At 34.9% G+C, this 25,053-nt stretch carries 24 protein-coding genes; 16 read left to right on the top strand and 8 right to left on the bottom strand.

Going from position 1 to position 25,053, the window contains the following annotated elements; genetic code table 11:
• Positions 1–12 precede the first annotated feature (12 nt).
• Positions 13–1,875 (bottom strand): DNA topoisomerase IV subunit B, encoded by a 1,863-nt coding sequence (locus YQ22_RS16745; protein WP_071342109.1) that lies wholly within the window; start codon positions 1,873–1,875, stop codon positions 13–15.
• A gap of 238 nt (positions 1,876–2,113) precedes the next feature.
• Here YQ22_RS16745 and YQ22_RS16740 point away from each other — a divergent pair, with 238 nt between their 5' ends.
• Together YQ22_RS16740 and YQ22_RS16735 are read left to right on the top strand one after the other, a co-directional pair.
• Positions 2,114–3,013 carry a DnaJ C-terminal domain-containing protein gene (locus tag YQ22_RS16740; protein ID WP_071342108.1) on the top strand — a complete coding sequence of 300 codons (900 nt, stop codon included), beginning with the start codon at positions 2,114–2,116 and terminating at the stop codon, positions 3,011–3,013.
• A 2-nt stretch (positions 3,014–3,015) separates the two neighbouring features.
• Positions 3,016–3,309, top strand: a complete 294-nt coding sequence (locus YQ22_RS16735; RefSeq protein ID WP_071342107.1) for a chaperone modulator CbpM — start codon at positions 3,016–3,018, stop codon at positions 3,307–3,309.
• On the opposite strand, the gene ychF is transcribed toward YQ22_RS16735, so the two are convergent.
• Positions 3,306–4,400: a redox-regulated ATPase YchF gene (ychF, locus tag YQ22_RS16730; protein ID WP_071342106.1), complete on the bottom strand. Its 1,095-nt coding sequence runs from the start codon at positions 4,398–4,400 to the stop codon at positions 3,306–3,308. The two genes, YQ22_RS16735 and ychF, sit on opposite strands and share 4 nt — an antisense overlap.
• A gap of 201 nt (positions 4,401–4,601) precedes the next feature.
• On the opposite strand from ychF, the gene YQ22_RS16725 reads away from it, so the two are divergent.
• From YQ22_RS16725 to YQ22_RS16715, 3 genes are all read left to right on the top strand, one after another.
• On the top strand, positions 4,602–5,180 hold the full coding sequence (locus YQ22_RS16725; RefSeq protein ID WP_071342105.1) for an RNA polymerase sigma factor: 579 nt from the start codon (positions 4,602–4,604) through the stop codon (positions 5,178–5,180).
• A gap of 57 nt (positions 5,181–5,237) precedes the next feature.
• Positions 5,238–6,251: a FecR family protein gene (locus YQ22_RS16720; RefSeq protein WP_058102594.1), complete on the top strand. Its 1,014-nt coding sequence runs from the start codon at positions 5,238–5,240 to the stop codon at positions 6,249–6,251.
• 369 nt (positions 6,252–6,620) lie between these two features.
• A complete protein-coding gene (locus YQ22_RS16715) occupies positions 6,621–9,386 on the top strand; it encodes a TonB-dependent receptor (protein WP_071342629.1) in 2,766 nt (921 codons plus the stop codon).
• 138 nt (positions 9,387–9,524) lie between these two features.
• Here YQ22_RS16715 and YQ22_RS16710 read toward each other — a convergent pair whose 3' ends face one another.
• Positions 9,525–9,875, bottom strand: coding sequence for a 4Fe-4S dicluster domain-containing protein (locus YQ22_RS16710; protein WP_058102593.1), 351 nt, complete (start codon positions 9,873–9,875; stop codon positions 9,525–9,527).
• Positions 9,876–9,964: 89 nt separating this feature from the next.
• On the opposite strand from YQ22_RS16710, the gene YQ22_RS16705 reads away from it, so the two are divergent.
• The 8 genes from YQ22_RS16705 to YQ22_RS16665 all read left to right on the top strand — a co-directional run bounded on the left by YQ22_RS16705 (position 9,965) and on the right by YQ22_RS16665 (position 18,157).
• The gene (locus tag YQ22_RS16705; RefSeq protein ID WP_071342104.1) at positions 9,965–11,035 is read left to right on the top strand and encodes an acyl-CoA reductase; all 1,071 of its coding nucleotides are present in this window, start codon (positions 9,965–9,967) and stop codon (positions 11,033–11,035) included.
• A gap of 64 nt (positions 11,036–11,099) precedes the next feature.
• Positions 11,100–12,164: a 3-phosphoserine/phosphohydroxythreonine transaminase gene (gene serC / locus YQ22_RS16700; RefSeq protein WP_071342103.1), complete on the top strand. Its 1,065-nt coding sequence runs from the start codon at positions 11,100–11,102 to the stop codon at positions 12,162–12,164.
• A gap of 47 nt (positions 12,165–12,211) precedes the next feature.
• Positions 12,212–13,162 carry a D-2-hydroxyacid dehydrogenase gene (locus tag YQ22_RS16695; protein ID WP_071342102.1) on the top strand — a complete coding sequence of 317 codons (951 nt, stop codon included), beginning with the start codon at positions 12,212–12,214 and terminating at the stop codon, positions 13,160–13,162.
• A 69-nt stretch (positions 13,163–13,231) separates the two neighbouring features.
• Positions 13,232–13,864 (top strand): DUF937 domain-containing protein, encoded by a 633-nt coding sequence (locus YQ22_RS16690; RefSeq protein WP_071342101.1) that lies wholly within the window; start codon positions 13,232–13,234, stop codon positions 13,862–13,864.
• A gap of 65 nt (positions 13,865–13,929) precedes the next feature.
• Positions 13,930–14,394, top strand: coding sequence for a DUF6146 family protein (locus tag YQ22_RS16685; protein ID WP_071342100.1), 465 nt, complete (start codon positions 13,930–13,932; stop codon positions 14,392–14,394).
• 30 nt (positions 14,395–14,424) lie between these two features.
• A complete protein-coding gene (locus YQ22_RS16680; RefSeq protein WP_071342099.1) occupies positions 14,425–14,739 on the top strand; it encodes a DUF6787 family protein in 315 nt (104 codons plus the stop codon).
• Between the two features lie 432 nt (positions 14,740–15,171).
• Complete coding sequence (locus tag YQ22_RS16670) at positions 15,172–17,565, top strand: TonB-dependent receptor (protein WP_071342097.1); 2,394 nt, start codon at positions 15,172–15,174, stop codon at positions 17,563–17,565.
• 37 nt (positions 17,566–17,602) lie between these two features.
• On the top strand, positions 17,603–18,157 hold the full coding sequence (locus YQ22_RS16665) for a type 1 periplasmic binding fold superfamily protein (protein ID WP_071342628.1): 555 nt from the start codon (positions 17,603–17,605) through the stop codon (positions 18,155–18,157).
• Positions 18,158–18,222: 65 nt separating this feature from the next.
• Here YQ22_RS16665 and YQ22_RS16660 read toward each other — a convergent pair whose 3' ends face one another.
• The 4 genes from YQ22_RS16660 to folE form a co-directional block, all read right to left on the bottom strand.
• The gene (locus tag YQ22_RS16660) at positions 18,223–18,708 is read right to left on the bottom strand and encodes a monoheme cytochrome C (RefSeq protein ID WP_071342096.1); all 486 of its coding nucleotides are present in this window, start codon (positions 18,706–18,708) and stop codon (positions 18,223–18,225) included.
• Complete coding sequence (locus tag YQ22_RS16655; protein ID WP_071342095.1) at positions 18,709–19,929, bottom strand: sulfite oxidase; 1,221 nt, start codon at positions 19,927–19,929, stop codon at positions 18,709–18,711. It lies immediately after the preceding gene.
• Between the two features lie 54 nt (positions 19,930–19,983).
• Positions 19,984–20,283 (bottom strand): hypothetical protein, encoded by a 300-nt coding sequence (locus tag YQ22_RS16650; RefSeq protein ID WP_071342094.1) that lies wholly within the window; start codon positions 20,281–20,283, stop codon positions 19,984–19,986.
• 86 nt (positions 20,284–20,369) lie between these two features.
• Positions 20,370–20,969 carry a GTP cyclohydrolase I FolE gene (gene folE, locus YQ22_RS16645; protein WP_058102580.1) on the bottom strand — a complete coding sequence of 200 codons (600 nt, stop codon included), beginning with the start codon at positions 20,967–20,969 and terminating at the stop codon, positions 20,370–20,372.
• Positions 20,970–21,200: 231 nt separating this feature from the next.
• Here folE and YQ22_RS16640 point away from each other — a divergent pair, with 231 nt between their 5' ends.
• From YQ22_RS16640 to YQ22_RS16630, 3 genes are read left to right on the top strand one after another with little or no spacing between them, the layout of a single operon-like run.
• Entirely contained in the window at positions 21,201–21,881 is a 681-nt protein-coding gene (locus YQ22_RS16640; protein ID WP_071342093.1) for an ABC transporter ATP-binding protein, read from the top strand.
• A gap of 11 nt (positions 21,882–21,892) precedes the next feature.
• Positions 21,893–22,450 (top strand): CPBP family intramembrane glutamic endopeptidase, encoded by a 558-nt coding sequence (locus YQ22_RS16635; protein WP_071342092.1) that lies wholly within the window; start codon positions 21,893–21,895, stop codon positions 22,448–22,450.
• The gene (locus YQ22_RS16630) at positions 22,447–23,211 is read left to right on the top strand and encodes a TIGR02757 family protein (protein ID WP_071342091.1); all 765 of its coding nucleotides are present in this window, start codon (positions 22,447–22,449) and stop codon (positions 23,209–23,211) included. Before YQ22_RS16635 ends, YQ22_RS16630 begins: the two co-directional genes overlap by 4 nt.
• Here YQ22_RS16630 and YQ22_RS16625 read toward each other — a convergent pair.
• On the bottom strand, positions 23,208–25,046 hold the full coding sequence (locus YQ22_RS16625) for a cytochrome-c peroxidase (protein WP_071342090.1): 1,839 nt from the start codon (positions 25,044–25,046) through the stop codon (positions 23,208–23,210). The two genes, YQ22_RS16630 and YQ22_RS16625, sit on opposite strands and share 4 nt — an antisense overlap.
• Positions 25,047–25,053 lie beyond the last annotated feature (7 nt).

Genomic DNA, 25,053 nt, shown 5'->3' with positions numbered 1-25,053 from the left:
TATTAACTTAATTTATACTACTTTATCTTCTATTAAATCAACTTCCACTTTAAGATTGTTGATAATAAATTTTTGTCGGTCGGGTGTGTTTTTTCCCATATAAAAACTTAGCAATTCTTCAATGGACATTGCTTTATCTAACATTATGGGCTCCAATCTAATATCGTCACCAATAAAATGTCTAAACTCATCGGGTGAAATTTCACCCAACCCTTTAAATCGGGTAATTTCTGGTTTACCACTTAACTTATTTATCGCATTTTGACGCTCTTCATCACTGTAACAATAAATAGTCTCCTTTTTATTTCTAACCCTGAATAAAGGAGTCTGTAGAATATACAAATGATTTTCCTTTATCAATTCCGGGAAAAATTGCAAAAAGAAGGTAATCAATAATAATCGTATATGCATACCATCTACATCGGCATCTGTGGCAATAATGATATTATTATATCGTAAATCTTCAATAGATTCCTCAATATTCAATGCTGCCTGCAGAAGATTAAATTCTTCATTTTCATATACAATCTTCTTTGACATTCCGTAAGAGTTCAAAGGCTTTCCTTTTAAACTAAAAACGGCCTGAGTATTCACATCCCTTGACTTTGTTATGGAACCAGATGCGGAATCACCCTCGGTAATAAACAGGGCACTTTCCAATCTACGACCATGCTTCATATCACTTAAGTGCACCCTACAATCCCGCAATTTCTTATTATGAAGACTTGCCTTTTTTGCTCTATCACGGGCTAATTTTCGAATACCAGACAACTCCTTACGTTCCTTCTCCGCCATCATAATCTTACGTTGAAGTTTCTCTGCCGTCTCTGCATTCTTATGCAGATAGTTATCTAAATACTTGCCAACAAAATCATTGATATACGTACGTACGGTAGGAAAGTCTCCACCCATATCCGTAGAACCCAATTTAGTTTTTGTCTGACTTTCAAAAACCGGCTCCATTACTTTGATCGAAATAGCGGATATTATTGATTTCCTAATATCAGATGCATCATAAGACTTTCCATAAAAGTCACGAATAGTTTTTACGATTGCCTCTCTAAATGCTGCTTGATGTGTACCACCATGGGTAGTATGCTGACCATTTACAAAAGAATGGTACTCCTCACTATACTGTGTTTTACTATGGGTAATGGCTACTTCTATATCTTCACCCCTTAAGTGGATAACAGGGTACAACATATCTTCTACATTGTTATTATCCTCTAAAAGATCTTTTAATCCGTTTTCAGAATGAAACTTTTCACCGTTATAAACTATTGTCAACCCTGGGTTCAAGTATACATAGTTTCTGAGCATACGTTCTACATACTCATTCCTGTATTTGTAATTTTTAAAAATGGTCTCATCAGGTATAAAGGTAACTTTGGTACCTTTCCTTTTACTGGTTTCCTCAGGACCTACTTCGCTTTCTAAATTCCCGGAACTGAACTGCGCGGTCTTTAGTTGATTATCCCTAGAAGATTGCACCTCAAAAAAACTGGATAAGGCATTAACCGCCTTGGTACCAACTCCGTTTAGACCCACTGATTTTTTAAAGGCGCGACTATCATATTTACCACCAGTGTTCATTTTAGAGACTACATCTACCACTTTACCTAGCGGTATACCCCTACCGTAATCCCTTACCTTTACAACTTTATCTTTTATGGAGATTTCAATGGTCTTACCAGCGCCCATTACAAATTCATCTATACAGTTATCTATAACCTCTTTTAAAAGAATATAGATTCCGTCATCGGCAGAAGACCCATCCCCTAACTTACCAATATACATACCAGGTCTTAATCGGATATGTTCTTTCCAATCGAGCGAGCGTATGTTATCTTCAGTATATTGAGATTCTTGAGCCATATAAAAAAATTTATGAAAGTTGCGTTAAAGATAGCACCACTCGGCAAAAGATAAAATAGCTAACTGTTAAAGTAATTAACAATTAATTCATGTCTTTTGTTGATAGCCTCAACAAATATGGTAATTCAGTCAAAAACTATTGCATTAAAATTCATAATAATTGAACTAATAATAACTGACCTATGTCATTGTAGTTTTTTCGTCAATTAAATATCTTTAATGAAGAATTTGAATACTTATGGAATTTATTGATTACTATAAAATTCTTGAATTAGACAAAACGGCTACTCAAGCAGATATTAAAAAGGCGTATCGCAAATTGGCCCGCAAACTTCATCCGGATTTAAACCCTAATGATAAATCCGCACAAGAGAAGTTTCAACGCGTTAATGAAGCGAACGAGGTTTTAAGCGATCCTGAAAAAAGAAAAAAGTATGACCAATATGGTAAAGATTGGGAACATGCCGAAGCTTTTGAAGAAGCCAAAAAAAACCAGCGCCGTTCCAATTCTAATACAAATAGAACTTACACCAATTATAGCGGGCAGCAAGAAGATTTTTCAGATTTCTTTGAATCCATGTTCGGTGGTGGCGGCTTTGGAGGCAGTACAAGACAAAGAACCTCCCAATTTAAAGGTCAAGATTTAAATGCTTCGTTAAATTTAAATATGACCGATATTCTACATGAACAAAAGCAGACTTTAGATCTTGGAAACAAAAAAATTAGAATCACTATCCCTGCGGGTGTCGAAGACGGACAAACAATAAAGATTTCAGGTTATGGTGGCGAGGGTGTAAATGGCGGTCCCAAAGGGGATTTATATCTAACATTTGAAATTTACAACAACACAGATTTTCAACGAGTAGGAAACGATTTATATAAAAATGAATCTATTTCTCTTTATGATGCCATTTTAGGTAGCTCAATTGAAATTACAACATTGACCGGAAAGGTAAAATTAAAAGTAAAACCAGAAACACAGAACGATACCAAAATAAAGCTAAAAGGAAAAGGTATGCCTATTTATAAAAAGAAAGGTGCGCATGGAGATTTATATATTACCTACAAGGTCACTATGCCAACCAATCTATCTCAAAAAGAAAAAGAATTGTTTAAACAGCTATCAGAATTAAGATAATTATGGATCAAGAGAACTATATACAAATAGAAGTATATTGCAAACAAACGCAAACTCCCTTAGCGTTCATTGACGACTTGTTAGAGTTTGAGATGATTGAAGTTCAGGAAATTGACAACAAGAGTTATGTGTTACCACATCACATATTAGAAATAGAACGCATTTACAGATTGAGAAATGACCTTGGTATTAACATGGAAGGAATAGACACCATAAATCATATGCTAAAAAAAGTCAACCGACTGGAGCAAGAATTAAAAATGCTACGAGATCGGCTGACTATATATGAACATTAAACGTTAAAACGGAAATGCATTACATCACCATCTTTAACAATGTATTCTTTACCTTCAACTCTCATTTTACCCGCTTCTTTCACTTTTGACTCACTCCCAAAAGTAACATAGTCATCATAAGCAATAACTTCTGCACGAATAAAACCTTTTTCAAAATCGGTATGTATAACTCCAGCTGCTTGTGGCGCAGTTGCACCAACAGGAATTGTCCATGCACGTACCTCCTTTACCCCTGCGGTAAAATAGGTTTCCAAATCTAATAACTTATAAGCTCCACGAATTAATTTTGCCGAACCAGGTTCTTCCAAGCCCAAATCTTCTAAAAACATTTGGCGCTCTTCATATGTTTCCAATTCGGTAATATCAGCCTCAGTACCTACAGCCAAGAATATAACCTCTGCATTTTCTGCCGCAACTGCTTCCTTCACCTTTTCTACATATGCATTTCCATTAACCGCTGCCTCTTCATCCACATTACAAACATACATCACTGGCTTATCGGTTATAAACTGTAACGGTTTCACAAATTCTAGCCTTAACTCCTCTTCAATTTCGATAGCCCTTACAGAGATACCAGCCTCTAGACCTGTCTTAATGGCCAATAGAACAGCTTCTTCTTTTTGAGCTTCCTTATTTCCCGTTCGCGCGGCTCTTTTTACTTTTTCCAATTTCTTATCTACAGTCTCCAAATCTTTCAACTGAAGCTCCATATCTATGGTTTCCTTATCCCGAATAGGATCAACACTACCATCAACATGAACTATATTGTCATTATCAAAGCAACGTAATACATGAAGAATTGCGTCCGTTTCACGAATGTTACCTAAAAATTGATTCCCTAAACCTTCTCCCTTACTAGCACCTTTAACCAAGCCGGCAATATCCACAATTTCTACAGTTGCAGGTAACACTCTTTCTGGGTTTACCAATTCCTCTAACTTCTCTAACCTTGAGTCTGGGACATTAACCACACCAATATTAGGTTCAATTGTACAAAACGGAAAGTTTGCGCTTTGTGCCTTAGCATTGGACAAACAATTAAAAAGTGTTGATTTACCAACATTTGGCAACCCTACAATACCTGCTTTCATAATTTATAATATTTCAAGAGTGCAAATATAGTTTTTACCAACACAATTTTCATTCATTTTTAAATCTAACACATCTGTTAAATTACATACGATTAAATTAAATATAATTCAAATTATTTAGCTAAACGATACTTAAATTGAGCGTATTTAACATTATTTAAGAAATATTTCTTACTTTGTCAGCAGAACATGTGAAAATATATGGAACTTCATTCAGATGAAACAATATGGTATTTCTTTAAAAAGGGCGAAGCAAACGGCTTTAGTCTCCTTTTTAAAAAATACTATCCTCAGTTACACGTGTACGGTTTAAAGCTTAGTAACAACAGAGAAATAACAGAAGATTGTCTGCAAAACTTCTTCATTCAACTATTTGAAGAACGCGAAAAACAAAATGAGATTAAGAATCTTAAAGCCTACCTATTTGTATCTTTCAAAAGAAGGTTGATCAAACAATTACAAAAAAATCAAAAGAACGTTCCAATTTCTGAAGCACAGCTATTTAAATCTAATTTTACTTTTTCTGCCGAAGAAATTTCAATTCACCAAGAGATGCATTTTAAATGCACGTCTACCTTAGCCCAACTGATTAATAATTTATCCCCTAGACAAAAAGAGGTACTCTATTTGAAATACTACAGCGAAATGAAAAGTTCCGATATTGCTGAAGTTATGGATATGAACTACCAAAGTGTTTTAAACGTACTTCAAAAAGCTTTAACAAAGCTAAGAAAAGTATCTGAAAATCAACAGATTAAAAATATTTTGAAAAAAAATTGAATTTAATAGGGTATATTTTTAAGAAGTAAATCTCTTATAAATGGAATACCTTACTAAATGAACAAGAAGCACAAATTCGATCTACATTATTTTCTAAACGATGCGTCTTTTGAAAACTGGGCAAAAGGCTTAAACAATAACGATGTCTCCTATTGGAATTCTTGGATACAAAACAATCCAGAACATCTAGAAACAGTTCATAATGCAAAATCTATAATTACGGGTATTAATTTCAATCAAGACTACCCTAGCAACATCGATGTTGATCATGCGCTATCAAAGGTTTTAGATAAAATTGATATTGACGATTCTTCAACAAAAAAAATGAAGAAAGTTCGCTCATTGAATACGGTATTATTCTCTACAGCCGCCGCAGTACTTTTAATCCTTATAAGCTACAGCAGCATTACATATTTTAATGAACATTCCACCACTGTACACAAAACCAATTACGGAGAAATAATTGATCTAAAGCTACCTGATGGTACATCTGTGGTACTTAATGGCAACTCTGAAATTTCATATGACAATGATAATCCACGCCTGTTGAACTTAAAGGGTGAAGCATATTTTAAAGTTAAACCCATACCAAGTACAAATGCCAAGTTTTGGGTAATTACCAATGACCTTAAGGTTGAAGTATTGGGCACACAGTTTCATGTGAATACCAGAAAACAAAAAACAAACGTAGTTCTTGACGAGGGTTCCATTCATTTAGAATTTAAAAATGGTGAAGTGGCAAAAATGATACCGGGCGAAATGGTTTCATTTTCAAACGAGAGTAAAAAATTACTTCATAAAAGGGTAAATATTGAAACGCCATATGCTTTATGGAGAGGCGGTACATACGCCTTTAATGAAATCCCACTTAAAGATGTTATGACCAATTTAGAACTGACATATGGTCTAGAAGTACAGTATTCAGCTGATCATTTAAAAGAAATACCCATTTCCGGTGGTATTCCCAATCAGAATTTAAATATATGTATAGCTGCCATAGAGAAGGCTACAGGAACAAGAATTATTAACAAAGGAAATATTTTACGCGTACAAGAAAACCCTATTTATTAACTAAACTATTTATTTATGAGAACAAAACAAATAAAGAGATTGCTTTTTGCAACACTACTATGTACTAGTAGCATTAGCATGATGGCGTCTGAAAAACTCAAAGAAAAAATCACTTTAAGTGAGTTTTTAAACGAGATAAGTGAAAAGCACGAAGTGTATTTTACTTACAACCCCACTCTGGTATCTTCTACCAGTTTAAACCCTGAGGAATACAAGTTCCCTGTTTTAGATAAAATCATAAATAAACTAGAACGTAAAACTAGTTTCGATTTTGAATATTTAGGAAACAAATACTATGTAGTTTATCATAAAAAACCACAAAGAGCTAAGGTTTTAAGACTAAACTCTAGTACAAACGGTATATCTGCCATGACATTGAACACTAAGGTTCAAAATAGCATTACAGGTAAGGTAACCGACGATTCAGGAATGCCTTTAGCAGGTGTGAACATCGTAGAAAAAGGAACCACAAACGGAACAACTTCAGATTTTGATGGTAATTATACCATTAATATTGAAAATGACACCAAATTAGTTTTTAGCTATATAGGTTTTGCTTCCCAAGAGGTGTCTACAGCTGGAAAAAGCGTAATTAATGTTCAATTATCTGAAGGTGTAGCCCTAGATGAATTTATTGTAGTTGGGTCTAGAACCGCTCCTAGAAGTAATACAGATACACCTTTACCTGTTGATGTTGTTGGTGTTAAAGAATTGACCTCTACCGGTCAGGCTACTTTTGACAAAGCTTTACAATACAGAATACCATCTTTTAATACCGTACAGACACCTGTAAATGATGCAACTTCATTATTGGATCCTTATGAGATAAGAAATATGGGACCAAGTAGAACGTTAATCTTAATAAACGGAAAGCGTAAAAACTTAAGTGCATTATTATACACTCAAACATCCCCAGGTCGTGGTGAAACCGGTGCTGATATTTCGGCAATACCTACAGATGCGATTAAAAGAGTGGAAATTCTTAGAGATGGAGCATCTGCTCAATATGGTTCTGATGCTATTGCGGGTGTAATGAACATTATTCTAAAAGATTCTCCAAATGAAGGTTCTGCCACGTTGAGAACAGGTATTACTTCTGAAGGTGATGGTGAAATGTTCGGTGTAGCAATCAATAATGGTTCTACCATAGGTGAAGACAAAGGTTTTGTGAATTATACATTGGATTTATCTAAAGTAAATCAAGCAAATAGACCAGGTACCGTTAATGCTGCTGGTGAAGCTGCTGATTTTGGTGCCGATATTGCAGATGTACAAGAATTCTTATCAAGACGTCCAGATGCTGGTAACATCAATGGTTCTCCAGAAACCGCTGCTGCAAAGTTCTCTGTAAATTTAGGTTATGACTTAAGCGAAAACACCACTTTATATGGTAACGCTGCATATGTCTACAAAGCTGTAAATAGTTTTGCCAACTACAGAACACCGTATTGGAGAACAGTTGATGATTTTCCTTATCTAGCTGATTTCTTTCCAGGTGACAACCCAAATACTGCAGGTGGATATGATGGTTACTTACCAACATTTGAAGGTTTATTAAGTGATTATAATGCAACAATAGGATTTAAATCAACTATTAATGATTGGAATGTTGATGCAAGCTTCACAACTGGTGGCAACTTACAAACGTATAAGGTAAACAATACCCACAATAGAAATGTTGTATATTCTCCATCTGTATTTATAGATGCTAATGGCAATGGCTCTGTTGATGACGGTGAAATTACTGAAGGCTCAGAATTATATAGAGAAAATAGCCAGCAGTCTTTTGATCCGGGAGGAACTAGATTTTCCCATAATGTTGGTAACATTGATATCTCAAGGTTACTTTCAGACAAAGTAAGTATTGGTGTTGGTGCTGAGTTTAGAACAGAAACTTTTGAAATTATAGAAGGTGAACTTGCCTCTTATGACGGTGGTGGTGCAGATTCATTTGCAGGTGCATCTCCTCAAAACTCAGGAAAATTCAATCGTTACAACATTGGTGGATATTTAAGTTTAGACTACGATGTATCTGATGCATTTTTACTAAGTGGTACTATCAGAACGGAAAACTATTCTGATTTTGGAAATACGTTCATCTATAAGTTTAGTTCTCGTTACAAGTTTAGCGATGCATTTACATTGAGAGGTTCTATTTCTTCTGGTTTTAGAGCTCCTACCCTACACCAAATTTATACTCAAAAAGCACAGTACAGCTTTGTACCGGGTCAAGGTATTCAAGTTGGTGGTCTGATCAACAACGTGTCTACACAAGCAAAACTTTTGGGTATACCTCAATTAGATGCTGAAACATCTACAAACTTTACTATAGGTTTTGGAGGAAAAATCGCTAATAAATTCAGCTATACTTTAGATTATTACAACATTAAAGTAAAAGATAGAATTGTATTAGGTAATGAAATAGGTCCTAGTGGCGACGCTACTAACGCATTAGACGTTTTATTGGCGAACAACAACTTAAGCGATGTAAGTTTCTTTTCTAACGCAATTGACACCAAAACCTCTGGTGTAGATGTGGTACTTGCCTACAAAGGAATTGAAATTGGAGAAGGCAGCTTAGATTTGAACTTATCTGGTAACTATACAATTCAGAATGAACTAGACGGTCCTGTAAAGGATATCGCCTTAGTAGCAAATTCTGGTCAATCTGTAGTTAACCAAACGCAAGAAGCCTTGTTCTTTACATCAAGACCTAGAACAAAGTGGATTTTAGGAGCTAATTATGACATCAATAAATTCGGTTTTTCATTGAATAACACATTATTCGGTAAAACCAGCTTCTTTCAACAAGGTTTAAGTACTGATGCAAATGGTAACTTTAATTTGGGTACAGAATTCGATCCAAAAGTAGTTACGGACTTAGGAGTTAATTATAGCGCTACAGATAAATTAACTATAGCCTTAAACATTAACAACTTGTTCAACGTATTACCAGAATGGAGTTTTGTTTCTCAAAATGCTGCAGGAGATGCTATCTTGGCAGATCCAGCTCAGACTCAGAACCAATCTAACCTAATTACTTTCAACCAACGTTATTCTCAAATGACGTATGATGGTTACCACTTTAGCCAATTAGGAACCATGTTCAACTTATCTTTAAATTACAAGTTTTGATTTTGATTTAGTTTATTTAATAAAAAAGCTACCTATTGATTTAGGTAGCTTTTTTTTTATTTCATCAAGAAGTAATAATTAAATCCAATTCAGAATATATTTTTCATGATAGGTATATTCTAAAAATTACCCCCTCATTTATTCAGGGTGCATAAAGCGTTGCTTTGCCAATAATACCTCCTCTGTTTCAACATGGTCATCATCTGGCACACAACAATCTACCGGACATACAGCTGCACACTGTGGCTCTTCATGAAAGCCCATACACTCGGTACATTTATCTGGAGCTATGTAATATACTTCATCACTAATAGGTTCCTGTACTTCACCCGCGTCAACTTCTTTTCCATCAGGTAAAACAACATTTCCCTCTAAAGATGTACCATCACTATATCTCCACTCATCTGCTCCTTCATAAATTGCAGTGTTTGGACATTCTGGTTCACAAGCCCCACAATTTATACATTCATCAGTTATTATAATTGCCATAATTTCTTCTACATTAAAATGCCCAAAAAAGAACGGGCATGCTTATTTTTGCACAAAGGTAATTCCTACCTATTTAGTATACAAATATAATGGCCCATAGCAACCTTACGATAACAGCTTTTGTTAAACTTGGAAATTTTCTAAGAACATTTTGTGAATTAATAGACAAAAACACCATTTCTGATCATTTAAATGACAAATGGGTAAGTTCCTTCAAATCAGAAATAGAACGAGCACATCATTATAATGGCTGGTTTACAGAAGAAAACTGCACTCATGCTTTCAAAGAATGGGGAAAAGTACTTTCTAAAGAAAATATTGAAACCTGGCTGAGTAACTACGACCTTAGCATCAACAATGAAAAGGTTGTAGCGTTAATTTTGGCCGGCAATATTCCTTTAGTAGGGTTTCACGATCTTTTATGCGTTTTAATTACCGGCAATAAAGCTTTAGTAAAACTATCAAGCAATGATCAAAAATTAATTCCACTTCTCATTGATTTTTTAATTGACACTGAACCTTCTTTAAAGGATAAAGTAATATTTACCAAAGAAAAACTTGATCATTACGATGCTGTAATTGCGACTGGAAGTAACAATACGGCACGTTATTTTGAGTATTATTTCGGTAAAAAACCAAATATTATTCGCAAAAACAGAAATTCTGTTGCCGTTTTATCAGGAAAGGAATCCCAAGAAGAGCTAACAGCATTAGGAGAGGATATTTTTAGATATTTTGGTTTAGGGTGTAGAAGCGTATCTAAAATATACCTCCCAAGGGAATATAATATTGACACTTTTTTCAAAGCAATGTTTCCGTACAATAACATTATCAATCACCATAAATACGCCAATAACTACGATTACAATAAAGCAGTTTATTTAATGAGCGAGTTTAAAATATTGGATAATGGTTTTTTGATTTTAAAAGAAGAGGAAAGTTTTGGTTCGCCAATAGCTTCATTGTTTTACGAGTACTACGAAGATGAGTCAACATTAAAAGAGAAGCTTAAGGACAATAAAGAAAACTTACAATGTATTGTTTCATCTGGTTTTGTAGAAGATGAAGTTTCTTTTGGAAACACCCAAAAACCAATGCTAAACGACTATGCCGACGGTATAGACACCATAGCATTCTTATTGAACACTTCTAAGAATTAAATAGCGATAGTAAAGAAAAATCTTCAAAAAATTCTGACCTTTGCAACCTTAAATTACACACAAGATGAAAAAACATAATTTTAGTGCCGGTCCCTGTATCTTACCAAAAGAAGTACTTTTAAAAGCTTCTGAATCTGTTATGGACTTTAATGGTTCTGGACTTTCACTTATTGAAATTTCACATAGAAGTAAAGATTTTGTTGCCGTAATGAAAAATGCAAGATCATTGGCATTAGAACTGCTAGATCTTAAAGACAAAGGCTATAAAGCATTATTTCTTCAAGGTGGTGCAAGTATGGAATTTTTAATGGTGGCATACAATTTACTGGAGAAAAAAGCAGGTTATTTAAATACTGGTACTTGGAGCGACAAAGCCATTAAAGAAGCTAAATTATTTGGCGATGTGGTTGAAGTTGGCTCATCTAAAGATGAAAATTTTAAATACATACCTAAAGGATATTCAGTTCCTAGCGGTTTAGATTATCTACATATTACATCTAACAATACAATTTTTGGTACCCAATTCAAGAAGTTTCCAAAAACCGACTGTCCTCTTGTTTGTGATATGAGCTCAGATATATTCTCAAGAAGTTTAGACTTCTCTCAGTTCGATTTAATATATGCCGGTGCACAAAAGAATATGGGTCCTGCAGGGACAACTTTGGTAGTCGTTAAAGAAGAAATTTTAGGTCAAGTATCTAGAAAAATTCCTTCAATGTTAGATTATCAAATACATATTTCAAAAGATAGCATGTTCAATACTCCACCTGTATTTGCAGTTTACACTTCTATGTTAACGTTAGAATGGTTAAAAAATCTTGGTGGTATTGCAGCTATAGAAGAAATCAACGAAAAGAAGGCAAGATTACTTTATTCTGAGATTGATCTAAATCCTGTTTTTGAAGGCTTCGCCAATGTAGAGGACCGTTCTTTAATGAACGCCACTTTCAACCTTACGGATGATGTCTTAAAAACCACTTTTGAAAGTTTGCTAAAAGAAGCCGGAATTAATGGTTTAAACGGTCACCGTTCTGTGGGAGGGTATAGAGCTAGTATGTACAATGCATTATCATTAGAAAGTGTTGGTGTATTGGTGGACGTCATGAGCGAAATGGAAAGAAGAGGATAATTGTTGTAATAGATACCGAACACAACAATAAAATTGTATTAAAACATATGAAGATATTAGCAAATGATGGAATTTCCCAAAATGGAATCACCACTTTGGAGAAAGCTGGATTTAACGTTTTAACGACGACGGTTGCTCAAGAACAATTAAGCAACTATATCAATAAAAATAAAATTGACGCATTATTGGTACGTAGTGCTACCAAAGTCAGAAAAGAATTAATTGATGCCTGTCCTACTCTAAAACTAATTGGTAGAGGTGGTGTTGGTATGGATAATATAGATGTAGATTACGCTAAATCTAAAAATATTCATGTCATAAATACACCAGCTGCTTCATCTGAATCTGTGGCAGAATTGGTTTTTGCACACCTTTATGGTGGCGCACGTTTTTTATATGATGCAAATAGAAATATGCCTTTAGAAGGTGATAGTAACTTTAAAGGATTAAAGAAATCCTACTCAAAGGGTACGGAACTTAGAGGTAAAACCTTAGGTATATTCGGATTTGGTAACATTGGTCAAGCTACCGCTAAACTTGCCATTGGCGCGGGTATGAAGGTTATATACTGTGATCCAGATGTAGCGCAGACAGACATTGAGCTTACTTTTTATAATGGTCAAAATATTACGTTCACACTAAAGAACACTGACAAAGATGATGTCCTAAAGAATGCAGACTATATTTCATTGCATATTCCCGGTCAAGAGAACTATGTTCTGGGAAAAGCTGAATTCTCCAAAATGAAACAGGGTGTTGGTATCATCAATGCCGCAAGGGGTGGTGTTTTAGATGAAGTTGCATTGATCGATGCTTTGGAAAACGGCACTGTTGCTTTTGCCGGTTTAGACGTTTATGAATCTGAACCAAAACCAGAGATTAAAATTCTAATGCACTCTAGCATTTCGCTTTCTCCACACATTGGTGCAGCAACTTTAGAGGCACAAGAAAGAATTGGACAAGAATTGGCCGACCAAATTATTTCTTTACTAAATTAAGAGCTCAATAGCATATTTTATTGACTCTTTTTCGTATTTTACGGCATAAACATTAAATTAACCATTACAATGGCAGGATTATTAGATTTATTAAATAGCCCAATGGGGCAACAATTAATTAGCGGTGTAGCTGGGCAAACAAATCAGCCTGAAGACAAAACCGCTAATGTACTAAGTATGGCAATGCCACTAATTCTTGGTGCAATGAAAAAAAACGTTTCAACACCAGAAGGTGCTCAGGGTTTAATGAGTGCATTATCAAGTAATCATAGTGGCGGAATCTTAGATAACCTAGGAGGTTTGTTTAGTGGCGGTGTAGACGAAAGTGTAATGAATGACGGTGCGGGTATTTTAGGTCATGTATTCGGAAGTAAACAACCACAAGTAGAAAGTGCATTAAGTGCAAAATCTGGTTTAGATTCCGGATCGGTTGCTCAAATATTAAAAATTGCAGCCCCTATAGTCATGGGCTTTTTAGGTAAGCAAACTGCGCAGAGCAATGTAAGTGACGGCACAGGAATGAACGCTCTTTTAGGTAGCATGCTTGGAGGTCAACCTCAAGAAAACCAAAGCCTTATCACTTCATTATTAGATGCTGATGGTGACGGAAGCATACTAGATGATGTTGCCGGTATGGTAATGGGCAGCAATAAAAAACAAGGTGGTCTTGGAGGTCTTTTAGGAGGTCTTTTCGGTAAATAACACCTAGAAATCATATAGTTAAGCCGCTTGTAAATACAAGCGGCTTTTTTTTGTATCTTATTTCTATGAAAAAGAAGATATTTAAAATTATTTACGGTACAATAGCTGCGACCTTTTGTGCATTGCTATTTAATTGTGGTACAAAGAGCGCATCAATAGCTATAAGCGAAGATGAAAAAAATGCCTTTACCCAAGTAGAAGGAGATACCGTTTCTATTTCAAGTGAAGAAACTGAATATGAAATTATTATCATAGAACCTGGTTTTAATATATGGTTGGCCTCAATAGCAAAACCTGAAGGTTATTATTCGCAAAATTTCTTGGAAAATAGAAATCAAATAATGGTTTTAGAATGGAACCAAAGAGTATTACAGCCTGCTAGATACAATCCAAATTTATATGAAATGCAAATAGATTACTCCAGACAAATTGATTATGGCTATGAAGTAAACTATAAGCTGTATAGTTATTTTATTTATTTCCAAAGAAAATACAATCAGCGATTAGGTCCTTTTATACCACGTATATAAAAAGTATATTTGGCGTTTTCAATACATGCCATGCAGAAATTAAAAGAACGCTGGGGAATCTCCAGTAATTTTCAACTTGTAATTATATTTATAGTATTTGCTATCACCGGATCATCATCTGTATATGTAGCAAAGCCTTTTCTAAATTTAATTGGTCTTCAGCAAGAAAATTTTTCGACTGCCTGGTGGGGAAGCCCTCTGTATTGGTTTTTACGAATTTTATTAATTTTCCCTTTCTATCAAGTGTTATTGGTAATTTATGGATGGTTATTTGGTCAATTTAGATTTTTTTGGGCTTTTGAGAAAAAAATGCTGAAAAGAATTGGACTTGGATTTTTATTCTAACACACTTTTGTTGGGTTTTCTTTAACAAACAGTTCTACATCTTTTAGTACTTTAGCGCTGTGAAGAGATCAATATTTACATATTTCTCAGTATTTATTTTGTTCTGCCTTATGCTGATCAAGGTAACTTCTTTTCATGTCTATTCCCATCAAGACAATAAAGTAGATACTATAGAAAATTGTAGTATTTGTGAATTGGCAGTTCAGAATCAAAACGCTGAATACACTTTAGTTGCCACATTTATATTCATATTTGCTTCAGTAATTATTATCACTGAAAAAAAACTGATACCTTTTTCAATTACAGTACCTAAAACGCTTTTCAGGTACACTACTTTTGGTCGCCCCCCACCCTTCCAAGCCTAATACCCCTTCCGAATTTTAAAATTGGTTTTCTTTTTCAACCAATTTATTATAGCGCTAAACTTATATAATGAAGTATTATTTATATGTTTTCGCAATCCTATGTAGCACAATTATTTACGCTCAAGATTGCAATTCAATATTATTAGGAGAAATTGTTGATTTCCATGACAACAGTCCGTTGAGTGGAGCAACTATTAACATAACTGGCAAAGGTTTTTCTACAGTCTCCCAACAAAACGGAAAATTTAGCTTTGAGGAGCTATGTGACGGGGTTATAGAACTTGAAATATCGCATCCAGAATGTACAACAAAGTTTATAACATTGACCATTAATGGGGATACCTATTCAGAAATTAGGCTAGAACATCACCTAGAAGAATTAAAGGAGGTCAAAGTTGTTGGTGATGTACCAAAAAACACAAATTCCGCTCAGGAAAATATTTTATCGGTTAAAGATATCGAACGAAGCAGTGGTAATAGTTTAGGAGATGCATTAAAAAAGATTGCCGGAGTATCAACCTTAAATACCGGAGGAAATATAGTTAAACCGGTCATACAAGGTTTAAACGGTAGTAGAATCTTAATTTTGAACAATAACGTTCGTATGCAAGATATGGAATGGGGAGAAGAGCATGCCCCTAATGTAGACGTAAATGCAAATCAGAATATAAGCGTTATAAAAGGTGCTGCCGCTATAGAATACGGAGGAGATGCTATCGCAGGTGTTATTGTACTTGAACCTTTACCAATAATAAGAACTGACTCCTTGTTTGGCAAAACCCAACTTAATCTTGCCTCAAATGGCCGTGGTGGTAACATAACATCTTCATTGACCAAATCATATAAATCAGGCCTTTACATTAAAGGACAAGGGTCTTTTAAAAGACTTGGGGATCTTGAAGCACCAGATTATATATTATCAAATACAGGTATTAAAGAAAGTGGGGTCTCACTTAATATAGGTAAACGAGACTTTATACAAGGATGGGAAGGTTACTACTCATATTTTAATTCGGAAATTGGCATATTGAGAGCATCACATATTGGCAATATAGATGATTTAATAACAGCCATTAATAGTAACGTACCAAGCGTGGTAAACGATTTTACTTATGATATTTCCCAACCATACCAAAAAGTTAGCCACCATTTAGGAAAGCTAAATTATTATAGAAGATTTGAAGGTTTTGGAAAATGGACCCTGCAATACGATTTTCAAAAAAACAGAAGATTCGAATATGATATACGTGTAGGCGATGATGCAGATAAAGCATCTTTAGATCTAGATTTAACCACACATTCCGTACTGACCAATATAAAATTTGATGCAAAACAAGGTCTAGATCTCAAAGTTGGAGCTTTAGGAAGGTTCCAAACCAATTTTGCCAATCCAGATACCGGTGTCCGAAGATTAATACCTGATTACGATAAATTTGATTTTGGTTTGTATTCAATAGGTAGTTATGAACTTGATACCGATTGGACGCTAGATGCCGGACTACGATATGATTTCAGCAGAATAGATTCTAAAAAATTCTACATAACTTCTCGCTGGGAAGAACGTGGTTATGATATAGATTTTGCCGATATCGTATTGGAAGATTTAGGTACGCAACTACTGACAAACCCAGTCTTTGACTATCATAACGTCTCAGGAACATTAGGTTTCCATTACGAAATATACGGAAAAGATCATTTACGGTTTAACTATGCCCTATCTCAAAGAGCACCTAACCCATCTGAATTATTTAGCGATGGTCTTCACCATTCTGCGGCACGAATAGAATTGGGCGATTTGAGAATGAACAGTGAAACTTCTTCTAAATTTTCAGCTTCACTAGAAAGAAATAGTAACAAATTTGGGTATTCTGTTGCGCCATTTGTTAATAGCATTAAAGACTTTATACTTCTTGAACCAACGGGTGTAGAATTTACTATACGTGGCGCTTTCCCCGTATGGTCTTATCGTCAGACTAATGCAGTTTTGTTTGGTATTGATGCTTCTTTATATAATAATTGGACATCAAATATTAGAACAGATCATAAGTTTGCTTGGGTAAAAGGTACAGATAGTGAAACAGACACACCCTTAATTAATATACCTGCTGCAAATTTTACAAATAGCATTACGTACACCAATACCAAATGGAGCAACTTCCTTATAAGTCTTGAAAGTCAATATGTATTTGAACAATCCAGATATCCAGAAAATATTGAGGTTTTTTCTCCTCAACAACAAGAGAACGTATTATTGGAAATTAATACACCGCCCGAAGCTTATCACCTATTGGCAATAAATACGGAAGCATCTTTTACAATTAAAAATAAAAATGACTTAACCGTAGGTCTAAGTGCAACCAACTTACTAAATACAAACTATCGTGACTACCTAAATAGGCAACGTTATTTTGTAGATGATATGGGCAGAAATATAAGTATGCGCCTAATTTTTAACTATTAATAATAATTATTACTAACAAATGAAAACAAGTAAAACTATGAAAAGAAACAGCACACTAAAAACCGTTCTAGCACTAAGTTTAATGGCAACCGTAATGACTTCATGCTCAAGTGATGACGATACCCCAGAAGTAGTAAACGAAGAAGAAATCATTACTACCATGACAGTAACGTTAACAAGCGCTAATGGTTCTGCAACATTGCAATCTCAAGATTTAGATGGAGATGGACCTAATGCTCCTGTGGTAACAGCTGATAATTTATCCGCAAATACGACCTATACTGGGAGTATTGTATTATTGAACGAAACGGAAACACCTGCAGAGGACATTACCGAAGAAGTAGAAGAAGAAGCAGACGAGCACCAGTTTTTCTTTGGACTATCTGGTTCTTTATCTGAAGTGACTTATTCTGATACCGATGAAGATGGTAATCCTGTGGGTCTAGAATTTGAATTAACAACTGGTGATGCCGGTTCTGGAACAATTACAATTACGTTACGTCATGAGCCTACGAAACCTAACGATGGTACTTTAGCAAATGCAGGCGGAGAAACAGATATTGCTCAGACTTTTTCTGTTACGGTAGAGTAGTAAAAATATAAACCACATGTAAAACTAAAAGCCTTTGATGTTTAATTCAAAGGCTTTTAGTTTTTTTATTCTTCAAATTGATACCATTCAATATCCGTGAGTACAGCCCTCCTACCTAATTTCTTAGGTGGGTAATTGGTAACCAAGTAATTAATAATTACAGCTTCATTCTCTCCCAAGTCCCATAAATTTTGGGTTTCCTGCATCCATTTTATAGTTGATTTCCAGCGTTCTTCGTTCATTCGGTTCTGCATTACCAACTTAGCGGAATGACAGTTGGTACAGTTTTGAACGGTAACCATCATTCCCGGGGCATCTATAAAACCGGTACGTACATGAATTCCATTTTCTATCTTATCGTAATCGTCCTCTTCGGGAATAGTTACCAGCTCGGTTTGTGGTGCATCCGTTTTAAATGTAGAAAAACTTGGATCAATTATTAAATACACTAAAATTATTGCACCAATGCCAATAACAGCGCAAGCTAATATTATCTTTCTGTATAATTCCTGAAAATCGCGTTTTAGCTTATTATGATTCTGATTTTTCATTTATGCGATTTTTACGGCTATCCTGTGACAAGCATTGTTTAAATACCCTTTTGGATTCCACCCAGGCAATAACATGGGTTGATTAACCCCATTGGAATCGGTAGCTTTTGCCCAAACTTCATAATAGCCCTCTTGCGGAAATGAAATATCTGCTGAGAAATGCTGCCACGCTAATCGGTTTGCAGGTTTTTCAATTGTACAATGATGCCAAGTAGCGCCAAAATCTATAGAGTATTCCATTTTGGCAACTTCTAGTTCACCTGCCCATGCATGACCTCTAATACTTAATTTTTTATTCTTTGATAAAACAGCTCCAGATTTTGGATAGGTAATTAAAGATTTTACCGGCATAGATTCAATGATACACATATCTTCATCCGCGACTTTTTCACCAGGAGCAACGGGTTTACAAGGCACTCTATATGCCGTTCCGGTCATTTTGGTACCGTCATGAACTATATTTCTAATACTAATACGTTGTAACCATTTTCCAGAAACCGAGGCAGGCCATCCTCCCGCAATGACCCGTAAAGGATAACCATGTACTAAGGGAATCTCTTCACCGTTCATTTTAAAAGCCAACAATGTTTCATCTTGTAAAGCTTTTGACATGGGCGCTCCTCTAGATATTGGTTCTTTAGTAGGATCTCTACTAAGGTGTGTATCTGCAGAATGATAACCAAAGTAGACAGCATCATCTTTAATACCGACATCTTCTAACACATCACGTAATCTCACACCTGTCCAACTAGCACAATACACCGCACCCACAGTCCACTGATTTCCTTTTGCAGGCGGATCAAATTCGCTTCTACCATTACCACCACACTCTAAGGTCAATTGATAGGTATGATGCTTAAATTTTGACTTTAGCTCAGACAACGTATATGTTTTCTCCTGTTTAACAGATTCTCCGTCTATGGTAAGTGTCCAAGTATCAACATCTATGTCTTCCGGAATCAATCCGTTATTTCGAACAAAAATAGATTTATTTGGAGTTACCCTATCATCTAAAAGATGAGCTTGAGCCTCAATATTCCAAGGCTTATCGTTTAGTACGACCATGCCTTTATCCTTATTGAATAGCTTAAACGGGTCTGATTCTTGTAACGCCACAGGTGTGTAGCCCAAAGGCATAAATTCTTTATAAATAATATCCACTCCTAGTAAAGCGGCAAGACCACTTAGACTAGATTTTGCAACAAAATTTCTTCTCTTCAAAACTCATGTTATTTGAGTTAAAGTTAAGAGTTTCTATAAAAATAAAGGTGGATTTTACACTTCAATTGTACGCCCTTTTTTAGAAGGCTTGAACACATATGTATACAACCACATTAGCGTAAACGAAGGTATGATATCAAAACCAGGAACAATTTCTTCTATAAAAGTGAAAACACCTGCAGCTTGACCTATTTTTCCTTTATACATACGTGTCATTAACCACGCAGAAAGTGGAGCCCATACCACATCTGAAAATTCACCGACGAAAGGTATAGCAAAAGAAAGCATACCTATACCATCAAATAGCAACCCCATGAAAAGTTGCTTGTATTTTTTTTCTTTTAAAATTGACATACTTAAAAATTAGTTATTCTAACTTTAGAATACAACAAAGATGCCAAATTTTACAAAAAAATCTTCTCAACGTGCAGAGATAGTAATTAGGAAAGTTTAGCACTAATTAACTTCAAGAATTCATTTCTAGTCTCAATTTTTTCAAATTGACCTCTAAAACCAGATGTTGTAGTTACAGAATTTTGCTTTTGTACACCTCTCATCATCATACACATATGTGAAGCTTCTATAACAACGGCCACTCCCTTAGGCTTTAAAGTATTATTTATACACTCTAAAATATCATGCGTTAACCTTTCCTGTACTTGTAACCTTCTTGCAAAAACATCTACCACTCTTGGAATTTTACTTAATCCTACGATATGACCATTTGGTATGTAAGCAATATGTGCCTTTCCAAAAAATGGCAACATATGATGCTCACATAGAGAATACAGCTCAATATCTTTTATAATGACCATGTCATCATAATCTTCTTTGAACATTGCCCCTTTCAAAATTTCAACGGCATCTTGCTTATAACCTTGAGTTAAAAATAGCATTGCTTTTGCAGCACGTTCAGGTGTTTTAACTAAACCCTCTCTTGCTACATCCTCACCAATTTCATCAATAATAGATGAGTACCTACTTTTAACTTCATCGGTAATTTCAAGATTATATTCTTCTAAATTTCTATACGGGGACATATTTTATATTTAATGTTTAACCTAATTAAATTTAGGTTGAACAAATTTAATATTTCTTTCATCAACAAACGTAAAAATATCATAAATAGTTCATATTGCTATATAGTCTTAAATAATGGCTCCAGAACATTGGGCTAAATGATCACTAAATGAAAATTACAGTTTTTAACGTGCCCCTTTTTCATTAATTTTGAATTTCAAACTATCACAACTCTAAACTAAACTTAACTCATGATAAAAGCTTCTAACATTCATAAATATTACGGAGAATTAGAAGTATTAAAAGGAGTTGACCTCCATATTAAAAAAGGAGAAATAGTATCTATAGTTGGTGCTTCCGGTGCCGGTAAAACTACCTTATTACAAATTTTAGGAACTTTAGACGTTCAATCAAATAGAAAAGACAGTACGTTACTGATCAATGGTATTGAAACTACGGAACTAAATGATAAAGATTTAGCAAAATTTAGAAATGAACATATAGGATTCATTTTTCAATTTCACCAATTATTACCAGAATTTACGGCCATTGAAAATGTATGCCTACCTGCATTTATAAAAAAGACGCCAAAATCTGAAGCTGAAGATAGAGCCAAAGAACTATTAAACTTCTTGGGCCTGGGTCACAGATATGACCATAAACCTTCAGAATTATCGGGCGGAGAACAACAGCGGGTAGCGGTTGCCCGTGCGTTGATCAATAACCCTTCAATAATTTTTGCTGATGAACCTAGTGGAAATTTAGATTCAGAAAGTGCAGACAACCTGCATAAATTATTTTTTGAGCTTCGTGAAAAGTTTGGACAGACCTTTGTAATTGTGACCCACAATGCTGAATTGGCAGAAATGGCAGATCGTAAATTAACCATGGTAGATGGTAAAATTGTAGACAAGGAAATAATAATAGCATAACCAAGATCCGTATGCTTCAAGAGCTACTTTCATTTATAATAAAACCTGTCTATACACAAGATATTGAAAGTTCTTTATTAGAAAAATTGAGAGTTCTCTTCAAGCTTTTAATTATTGCATTAACGGCAAGTATTCTATTATTAATGGTAGCTGCAGTTTTAGAAAGTATTCTAAAGCTTGAGATGGGCAAACATGCCATGGATGATTTATTCGAAAACTACTCAGTGGCACTTATTTTCTTTTTAGCAGTAATTGTAGCTCCTTTCTTTGAAGAACTGTTATTTAGAGGTCCGCTTGTCTTTTTTAAAAATTCAAAATTTTTTAAACCAATTTTCTATTTGTTTACAATTGCGTTCGGCTTTATGCATATCAGTAATTTTGAAATGAGCACTCAGGTTTTACTTTTTTCTCCATTGTTGGTTGCACCACAAATTAGTGTAGGTTTTCTTTTAGGCTACATACGGGTAAAATTTGGTCTGTTATGGTCCATGGCGCTACACGCCATTTACAATATGGTTTTAGTGGTTCCTGTGCTAATTATGCAATTGTTAGATATTTCTATTGAATGACAAAAAGTGAGCTAAAAATATTTCTTGACGAAAAGGTTTTTGAATACAATAAACCTGAATTCTTAGAAACCGACCCTATACAAATTCCGCATCTTTTCACACAAAAAGAAGATATTGAAATCAGTGCTTTTCTAACGGCAACCATTGCTTGGGGTAACAGAAAGAGCATCATCAATAATGCTCATAAGTTAATGGAAAAAATGGGACAAAGTCCGTATGACTTTGTGCTTAACCATACCGATGATGATTTAGATAATTTATCAGGATTTGTTCATAGAACTTTCAATGAAAATGATTTAAGATATTTTATAAAGAGCTTAAAGAATATTTACCTTCAACACCAAGGTCTTGAAGGTATTTTCACAACTCTTCAAGACAAAAATTCTCTACAGCCCACCATTTCAAAATTCAAGAAAATATTTTTTGAGTTACCATATGAGCAACGCACAACAAAGCACGTATCTGACCCTTTAAAAGGTTCTGCCGCCAAAAGGATAAATATGTTTTTACGTTGGATGGTTAGAGATGCAATCACCAATGTAGATTTTGGCATATGGAAAGGAATACCTACCTCAAAGTTATCTTGTCCATTAGATGTACATTCAGGTAATGTAGCTAGAAAATTAGGTTTGTTAAAAAGAAAACAAAACGATGCGAAAGCATTAGCCGAGCTAGATAAAAGCTTAAGAAAACTGGACCCTTTGGATCCAGTTAAATATGATTTTGCCCTTTTTGGCTTAGGTGTTTTTGAAAAATTCTAGTTTATGGCTTCTTTCTCAAATCTTTTATCGGTCAGTGTTTTCATAAAAGCAATAATCGCCTTTGATTCTGTAGTCGTTAGATGTAAAGAGTCAGGTGGTAATGTTTGGTAAGGTACATCTAGGCCCATGCCCTGACCACCACCAACATTATAAAACTCCACTACTTCCTCTAAAGTTTCATACACCCCGTTGTGCATATATGGTCCGGTTAATTCTACATTACGCACTGTTGAAGTTTTAAAAAAATGCTTCTTCTCCTCTACTTCATAAGGATAATACTGCCCCCAATCATCATCTAAAACAGGGTTTTCAAAACTTGCATTTTTGGGCACGCCCAAATTTTCAAATTCGCTTTCCATATATTTAGGAGGCACCGTACCGTTAAATGCCGGTGGAAAATGACAAGTGGCACACGCCGCTTTACCCATAAAAAGATTAAAACCGGTAATCTCTTCGGTAGTCATGGTTTCTTCTAGCCCATTCATGTTCCGGTCGAATTTAGAATCGAACGGAGCTAAACTTCTTATATATGTTGCAATGGCATTACGCACGTTCATATCGGTAATTTTGCCATCGTAAAGCGAATCAAATTGAACTTTATACACTGATTTATCTTGAATTTTCTCTTCTAATTTTTCCAAATCGATGTGGAACTCATTTTCATTATTGGTGACTCCAACAATTTGATCCTCAAGACCATCTGCCCTACCATCATAAAACAAAGAACGTTGGTAAACGGCATAGGTTAATGTTGGAGAATTACGTTGCAAATCTTGTCCATTTATACCTTTAGCAATTTTATGCCCGTCGGTAAATGCTTTTTCCGCAATATGGCAAGTCGCACAACTAATAGTACCGGAGCCGGATAAATCCGTATCATTGAACAACTGTCTTCCTAACTCAATTCTTTCTTCAGTTATATCTGGTGCTCTTTGTGTGGAGAACATCTTCATATTGAAAAAGTTCTTGTCAAAAAGATTGGTCACCTTAGGGTCTAAAGCCCTTGATTGGCTTAATTCAATTCCCCAATCATTAGCAGTCTTATCCACTAGATCCAATTGCGTATTGGTATGCAATTTTATAAACGAGTATCGATCAAATTCATCAAAATTGGCACTTTGTAAATCATCAATGGTGGAAGAAATTTCTTTTTTCCAATGTACATATAAGGTATTATACCTAAAAGCCTCTTTATAAATATCCAAAACTGTTTGTAGCGTTTCATAATTATAAACAGCTTCGTTCATTGAGTTTGCCAACATTGGAGAATCAAAACCTGTAATACCTTTAGTAGCCACATTTACAATGGCATCTCTTATCATTTTTAAATGATGCCTATCTCTTTGGGTGATGAGAATATGATTTTTTCGTACAAACGGAATTCTAATCTTTAAATACTCTAATACAGTATTCAAATCTTCATTGGAATATCCTTCTTCACTGTAAAGGAGCTCTTCCAATACTTGAAAACTCTTTGGTTTTTGTTTTTTAATATCGGTATGGTCGTCTATTTCTACCTTAAGCAAATTAGGCGCATTCATTGAGATATAATTCTCATAATCATACGCAATAAGCATAGGCTCTACCCTTTTATACCATTCCCTACTTTTTAAAAACAGTTCTTTGTTCTTTGAGAGCGATTGTGCGGTATCTATTTGCTGCATGTAATAAGAAGTACTATCCAATGCCAAAAAATAATGTTCCCTTATAGCATTGTTGAACATAGATTGATCATTAGCATTTATAGCTAACAAAGGTTTTGTTTCTTCATTCTTGCAGGAAAGAAAAAAACAAACAAATACTATCAAAATCCATTTATAATTAAATGCGCTCATGTTTCAC

Source organism: Maribacter sp. 1_2014MBL_MicDiv (assembly GCF_001865655.1).
GTDB lineage: Bacteria > Bacteroidota > Bacteroidia > Flavobacteriales > Flavobacteriaceae > Maribacter > Maribacter dokdonensis.
Note: the sequence above shows the minus strand (reverse complement) of the source record. Positions and strands in the feature narration are given on the sequence as shown.